Origin of the sequence: Limnobacter sp. UBA3528 (assembly GCF_002377005.1) — a bacterium.
GTDB lineage: Bacteria > Pseudomonadota > Gammaproteobacteria > Burkholderiales > Burkholderiaceae_B > Limnobacter.
This window is the reverse complement of record NZ_DFOZ01000030.1, coordinates 104039-110727: the sequence shown is the minus strand read 5'-3', so window position 1 is coordinate 110727 and position 6689 is coordinate 104039. Positions and strand designations below refer to the sequence as shown.

At 51.3% G+C, this 6689-nt stretch carries 6 protein-coding genes and 1 pseudogene; 2 read left to right on the top strand and 5 right to left on the bottom strand.

What is annotated here, in order from left to right; translation table 11 throughout:
* On the bottom strand, positions 1–1910 hold a 1910-nt coding region (locus B4N58_RS08670; RefSeq protein WP_291748218.1), incomplete at its 3' end, for a Mu transposase C-terminal domain-containing protein.
* A 1-nt stretch (position 1911) separates the two neighbouring features.
* On the bottom strand, positions 1912–2577 hold the full coding sequence (locus tag B4N58_RS08665; RefSeq protein ID WP_291748215.1) for a TnsA endonuclease N-terminal domain-containing protein: 666 nt from the start codon (positions 2575–2577) through the stop codon (positions 1912–1914).
* Between the two features lie 102 nt (positions 2578–2679).
* Between B4N58_RS08665 and B4N58_RS08660 the strand changes: the two are divergent.
* Together B4N58_RS08660 and B4N58_RS08655 are read left to right on the top strand one after the other, a co-directional pair.
* Positions 2680–3024 (top strand): annotated as a pseudogene (locus B4N58_RS08660) (ATP-binding protein); the annotation flags it as partial.
* On the top strand, positions 3019–3402 hold the full coding sequence (locus tag B4N58_RS08655) for a hypothetical protein (protein WP_291748227.1): 384 nt from the start codon (positions 3019–3021) through the stop codon (positions 3400–3402). The pseudogene B4N58_RS08660 and the gene B4N58_RS08655, both read left to right, overlap by 6 nt.
* Before the next feature lies 1 nt (position 3403).
* Here B4N58_RS08655 and B4N58_RS08650 read toward each other — a convergent pair whose 3' ends face one another.
* The 3 genes from B4N58_RS08650 to B4N58_RS08640 are packed head-to-tail and all read right to left on the bottom strand — an operon-like array spanning position 3404 to position 6635.
* A complete protein-coding gene (locus B4N58_RS08650; protein ID WP_291748213.1) occupies positions 3404–4780 on the bottom strand; it encodes a heterodisulfide reductase-related iron-sulfur binding cluster in 1377 nt (458 codons plus the stop codon).
* Positions 4781–4782: 2 nt separating this feature from the next.
* Positions 4783–6093 (bottom strand): MFS transporter, encoded by a 1311-nt coding sequence (locus B4N58_RS08645; RefSeq protein WP_008248265.1) that lies wholly within the window; start codon positions 6091–6093, stop codon positions 4783–4785.
* Complete coding sequence (locus B4N58_RS08640) at positions 6093–6635, bottom strand: hypothetical protein (RefSeq protein ID WP_291748208.1); 543 nt, start codon at positions 6633–6635, stop codon at positions 6093–6095. The genes B4N58_RS08645 and B4N58_RS08640 overlap by 1 nt, the downstream gene beginning before the upstream one ends.
* Between the last annotated feature and the right edge of the window lie 54 nt (positions 6636–6689).

Here is a 6689-nt window from a genome sequence, read left to right as displayed (position 1 = left end):
AAGACTTTAATGGTGTTACTGACAGGGTCATCGTCACTGGCAACAGAACTCGACTCGATCATGGGGAAACTTGTCGGTTTTAAAGCTGAGGTGTCGTTGGCACTTCCTGAACCTGGCCTGGCACCGTTCACAGAGGGGTTTCTTGTCGCTTGACGGCGAGCAGCTTTAGTCTTGTGTTTCGCTTCTTCAATTCGAGAACGCATTCGCCCCAGTGCCTCAAAAATCATGGCTTCGTCGACATCTTCCTTCCCTTGAGTTTTAAGTAATTGCTGAACTTCTTTTAGCTCCCATGCGCTCATCGCCGGTTGGCCAACATTTCGATAAGGGATGACAACATACCTGTTGTCAGCAGGATCGAAAAAATAGATCTTGCTAATGTCCCGTGGGTCTCGGCGGACAACAAAGGTTTTCTTCTCACGCTTGTTCTCTGGATCAACTGAGTTGATGTAGGGATCTAGAATGTGATCGTAATAACTGAGGCAATCGATTTTGATCCCATACTGTTGAACAGTCCGTTCAAAAAATGGCATGAAATCCAACCGTACTCTAAGCGGATCCTCAGGAATTGGCATGATCCCGGTTCCTGTCAGATGCTCGTCCCCCATCACACCCAATTCCCATTTTCGTCGGGGCGACATTCCCAGTTGCGAGTGAACGCGCTGGTGATAAACGTTGACTATGAAATCCACTAGATAACGCTCAAATTCCTTAAGTGTCATCGCTGCATGTTTTTCAGAGTTGTAACCTTTGCGTTTCGTCGGGTTTGAGAAAGTTGCACCGGGCAGTTTGCGAATCTCATTGGCCATCGTGCCCATCAGGCGCTCAATGTGACCGCCGTAATGCGGCAGCAGTACAGGCCTCCACTGCAGATCGATGTTGTATTCAACACAAGCCCTATCAAGAACCACTCCGCGAAACTCTTTTGCATTGTCCGTGTGAACAACACTCATAACACCCCAAACACTCCAGTCACCCTCGATTCCAAGCTCGGCGAGGTACTCGCGTTTAGGACAAATTGCGTGAGCAATACACATACCTACAGATGCGGCACTGGGTTTTTCGTAGGTGATGTAAAGACCCGCAACCGTTCTAGTACATACGTCAATGGCCAAAGTCATCCAGGGTCTACCTATCGGTTTTCGATGAACTTCATCCACTAAAATGATGTCAGCTTCCGTGTGATCGATTTGTACCACCGCGAGTGGATAATCGGCGCCAGGGAATTGCCCAAGAATAGGGGCGTATTTGTTACGAGCTGCCTCCTGAAATCCCCTCCGTCGCATCGTAGCTGCAGGGTCAAGTAGATTGAGCCTGTGCCGCACAGTGTTTGAGTGAGGGGCAGCAATTTTCGCTAAGCGACATCGTCTATTGACCTCTTCAATCACATCCTGGGGCTTGTGACGCTGCTTGCTCAGATAAATATCTTCAATCACGCTCTCGACGATTTTTTCTTGCTCCTGAGCCAACAACTTACTTCCATACTTTCGGCCTCGTTTTGATGGAACCAGAGCAGATACATGTCCAGCCTCTTGATAGTTCTTCAGCCAACGGTACAATGTTGCTACATGAACTCCACTGCTATCAGCAATTTTTTCAGCATCGGTTCTGGAGCGAATAGGGTTCTCGAGCAGTGGCTTGATCACCAAAAATCTGCGCTGAGCTTCGGCCCATTCCTCCTCGCTGTAGAGTGTTAGGTCGATATGACCTACAACACTTGTGTCCTTTAAACCATCATCATTTGCTACGAGCTTAATCCCATCGATGCGAAGACGCTCGCTCTCGAGTGTTCGTAAGTTCAGCGCTAAAACACTTTCCACGGAGATCAGATGAGTGATTTTGAATTGTTCCTCTTTGTAAGCCACCAATTGACCAACTTCCACCTTGAAGAATGCTTTTGATATCCCTGGCATATCAAGCTCCGGCCAACCAAATGGTGCTGTTCATAGTCAATTTTTCATTCAGAAATACACCAATCTGTCCACAAGCCACTAGCCTCCATAGTTCTGGAATAGCTTTCAATCTGGTATCTTGGTACAAATACGATGCAGCCAACAGGGCTTGTGGCGTGGTTGGTCCTAGAGCTTTAAGAGTGTAGAGAAGCTGATCACCAATTAACGTTTGAGGATCAAGGGCTCTGTAGCGTCTAAGAAACTGGGCATTCTTCAAGTAAGGGGTTCTGATCTCGCGCTCGGTCACAATTTTGAATTTCCAACCTCTCGAACGGCAATATCGAACTGCAGCCTTGAATCGCGGGCGGTAGTTTTTCCAATTAGCTCGCAATTCGTCAATCGGCTTTACCTCATACACGATTGTTTTTACATGGCCGTGAGGCGTTGACCACTCAGCCAAAACGTCTGGCGTGTAACGCCTTTTAACCCCCTCAAGATCGTAGTACAGGGAGAAAGGTTGTTCACGGATGCTTTTAACCGCAGGGTGAAAGTCCAGCACTGCAATCCAATCCCTTTCTAAAGAAGACTCAAAATTCGCGCTTTCTCCACCTGTCGAAACACGGCCAGTCAGACACCTTCGACTAGTTTTGAGCGGTCGGACAGGGCGCTTAGAATCCAGTTGCGTCATTAATTATGATTTCCTATCCAGTCGCATTTAAAAGTGTAATTTGGTCGCATTATTTAACCAATATAATGCGTTTAAACTCTTGATTTTACAAGACACACAGTCGCATTATTAAATGGAATTAACAGCGGAAACCCACCCTCACCAGGTGAAATTACACTGGCCCATCAAGGCATTTTGTTCACCGATGAAGTGTTGGAATTCGATCGACGTTGCCTGGAGTCGTTGCGTGAACCGCTTGAAACCGGGCGTGTGAATATTTCCAGATCGGGCCATCAAGCCAGTTTTCCCGCTAGGTTTTTGTGGGTATGTGCCCACAACCCATGCCCCTGCGGCTGGTTGGGCCACCCTGCAAAAGAATGTCGATGTACGCCAGACCAAGTGAGAAAATATCAAAACAAACTGTCTGGTCCGTTGGCCGACCGGCTGGATATTTCAGTTGAAGTGCAAGCCATTGACCACGGCACCTTGCTAACGGGGGAAACGCAACACTCTGAGTTCGGCAGCAGCGCTGGGCTGCGCAGGCAAGTTGAACAGGCCCGAACCATTCAACTTGAACGCCAGGGCTGCCTGAATGGTGAAATGAGCGCGGGCCAAATCAACAAATATTGCAAACCTGCCAGCGGCGCTGAAAAACTGTTGTTGGCCTATGCACAAAAAAACCATCTTTCAGCGCGTGCACTGCACCGAATTTGCAGGGTTGCACGCACCTTGGCTGATCTCGACACTGCAGACCGCATTGACAAGAAGCACATTGCCACAGCGATTCAATACAGAAAGGCGCTAAGTGGCGAGGCGGGCAACCACTCGCCTGTGCTTACCAGCTAAATCACAACCCGTAAGCCATTCGCAGCAAGCTCAGTGGATGCACCAGTTCCGGTTTTTTATCGGGGGTTTGTGAAAGGCCAAGGCTTTCAATACCCCAGGCAATTTGCCTCCCCGTCAATTGACAGTCTGTCGACAAATAATCGGGGGCCTGGTCGGCCATTTGCCGCACTACCTGCCGCCCTATTTTCATGGCCATAGGAAAGTGCTCACGCCGACTACCCCAGTCACCACCAAAGCCAGGGCTGCCCTTGACAACGTTTACCTCAGTGTCTGGTATTAAGGCCAACAAAGCCTCGGTGTGCCTGGCAATACCCAAATGAGCACCGCCCAAGAAAGGTTCGTGATAGTTCACTTTGCCCAAAGAATGGACGAAATCAGTTTTCAAGGCATCTTCGCCGTGCAGGGCAATCAGGTATTCCGTAGGCGCCCAAAACGCTTCCTTCACTTGCTGAATTTCGGCATTGGCCGGGAAAAGAGCAGGCAAGTTGTGAGTAAATATTCGCGCACAGCGTGGGCTTGGGGACACCAGTGCATACCCCTGCTGGGCCAAGGCCAACAAGCGAGGAATGTTGATTCGCGCCAATTCAGCAAAACCGGAAAGATCGCCCATGTTCAGTTTGGCTTGACCGCAACATGCCTCAAGATTAACCACCACGGACTCAATGTCATTGTGTTGCAGCACCTGAATCAAATCCTGACCAATTTCAGGTTCGTGCAAATTCACGTAGCAGCTGGCCAATATGGCCACCTGTCGGGGCACTCTGACATGGTCTGCCACCACAGGGGGCTGCGCTGGGCTGGCCAACATCAAACTGCTTTCCCGAGCAAGAAAGGTTCGAGTCGCCAGTTTGGGTAACCAGGCTTGTGCATCAACACCCGTGCCGCGTTCAATCCACTTGCGCACGGCACTGCTACCCGCGGCGGTGTTGACCAGCGCGGCAACCACCGGAATACCTGCCAAATGGGAGAACGGATTGTGCCGCTCAAACGCAGCACCGAAATTAGTACCGCCCTTGGCAAATTTCACGGCTTTGGCCCGCAACATGATGGCTGGAAAGTTGATTTGCTGTGGATGGGGTTCGCTATATGGGCAGTGGCCCACATGGCATTGGTCGCACAGGTGACAGTGATTGGCCAAATCAAGATAGTGCGATTTTGGTACGCTGCCAAGCTCTGAGTCTTCAGACTCATCAATCAGGTCGAACAAAGCGGGAAATGTGCTGCACTGGGACAAACAACGCCGGCAGGTGGCGCACACGTCGAACACTCGCTCCATGCTGGTCAGGCATTGCTGCTCATCGAGGTAATCAGGGCTGGTCCAAGCGGTTCCAAGCTCCGGTGCTTCGTGACTACTGCCATCCTCAAGAGCCTGAGCCATGCTCACCCCCGATGTTGTTGTTCTGCCCCAAACGGAATTAGGTGACTTACTTTGCGTCCAGGTCGAGCATACCAAATCCAACTGAACAATTGCAGAGTCCACAAAATGGCCAGCGAAAGCCGCATGGCGTCGGTACTCTCCAACCCCAATGCCACAAAGGTATCAATGCCTATGCCAATGCCCCATTGAATACTGAAGGCACCAATAAAAATCAGAAGGTTCAAGGCCGTACTGGACCGACCCGTGAGTTTTTTGGGAAAAGGCTTGTTGCAGGTGGCGTAGGTCATGATGCCGGAGGAAATCAGGAAAGCATGGATCAACCAACCCCACAGGCTTGATTGCGCGCCCTGAACAATTTGAACGGCAAACACCAACAAAGACAGGCCCATGCCGATCATCATGATTTGATCTTCATCGCCCCCCGCCTTGGACACCCTGCGAGTCAGGAAACCGAGGGCCAGATAGCCCAACATCAGCACCGCAGAAATCCAGAACATGTTTTGCGCCGCCTGGGCATTGCTGACCCCAATCACATTGGTGAACCAAGGGCCTACCCACAAACCATGGAATGCCATGAACCCCCCTTGCGTGATCATCGCCAAGGGGGCAACACGCCAAAAATGAGGGTGCGCATAAATGGCCCGGTAACCTTGGGCCATGTCGGCCACTGACTGGGTTTTTTGGGGTTTGAACAACGCTGGCAAAGCAAACCACAAAGCAAAACCAGCCAGTACACACAGCACCGCGGCCACACCAAACACACCTCGCCACCCTAGGGCAGGCAGCGCCGCCTCCACGGGCGTGGTCACGGTGAGCGCTCCCAACGACCCGGCCACCAGCATCCACGACGACAAGCTAGCCTGCATGTGCGGCCTGAAATACAGCGAGTAGGCCTTTACAGCCGCCATCAAGCATGCCGACACACCCACACCAATCAGGGCGCGGCCCAGCCACAACACCAAATAAGAATCAGCAACGGCAAACAACAAGGCACCCAGCGCTGCAAAACCGATCAATACCGCCTCAACACGCCTGGGGCCGTAACGATCCAGCATGACGCCAACAGGCAATTGCATGATGGCAAAGGACAGAAAATAGGCCGAGGCCAAAAAGCCCAGCTGCCCGGCAGTCAGTCCGAGTTCTTGAACCAAAGGCTGGGCAATGACTGCATTGATGGCCCTGAATGCATAGGACATGATGTACGCAGCCGCAAAGATCACAAACATGCGCATGGCAAGGCTGCCGTTGACATACATGTGTTCTACCCCATCGGGCCCAATTTCACGCGATACATTTTGGGGCTTGTATTGCATTACTGCCCCAGCAGGGAAAAGCCACCAAACCAGGAGGTGGCTGAATCGGGATTGGCTGCTTCACCAGTGCCCATCATCAACACCTCATAAAGTACGCCTTGGTGCTCGAAAAAACGGGCCTGCGCAAAAGCGGCTTCACCGGAAGACAACTTGCCTGTGATCGACAGTTCATGCACGGTTTTACCCAACCATTGAACAGGCTTTACTTCTGCTTGACCAGCGGCAATATTGTTGGCAATCGCCTGGGCCAAAGCATCCCGCAAGGCGGGGCCCTGTAAAGCAAGGTCGCCCTGCAAAGGCACGGTGCCCACTGCAAAATATAAACCTTCAATTTGAGCTGCCTGCAAAGTCAGCGGCACTTGAAGCCCGATCAAATCCATGGTTCGGGTGGCCTGCGCCGGCTTGTCAGGAAATGTAGCCATGTAGCCAATATCGGTGTTGGGTACCACCCGCCAGTTGAACTGGGGCGAACACGCGACCAAGGCGCATAATGCGAGCAGGGAAACGAAAATTGCACGGCTTTGAGCAAAGGCTGTTTTCATGAGGCGCTTTGAGGCGAAAATTAGGCAGGTGCTCCATTGTAGGGGCTCTTGATA

Bases quoted from the DNA above. Each gene is read 5' to 3' on its own strand.
- B4N58_RS08665 (WP_291748215.1), bottom strand. From the start codon at position 2,577: ATGACGCAACTGGATTCTAAGCGCCCTGTCCGACCGCTCAAAACTAGT.
- B4N58_RS08650 (WP_291748213.1), bottom strand. From the start codon at position 4,780: ATGGCTCAGGCTCTTGAGGATGGCAGTAGTCACGAAGCACCGGAGCTT.
- B4N58_RS08645 (WP_008248265.1), bottom strand. From the start codon at position 6,093: ATGCAATACAAGCCCCAAAATGTATCGCGTGAAATTGGGCCCGATGGG.
- B4N58_RS08640 (WP_291748208.1), bottom strand. From the start codon at position 6,635: ATGAAAACAGCCTTTGCTCAAAGCCGTGCAATTTTCGTTTCCCTGCTC.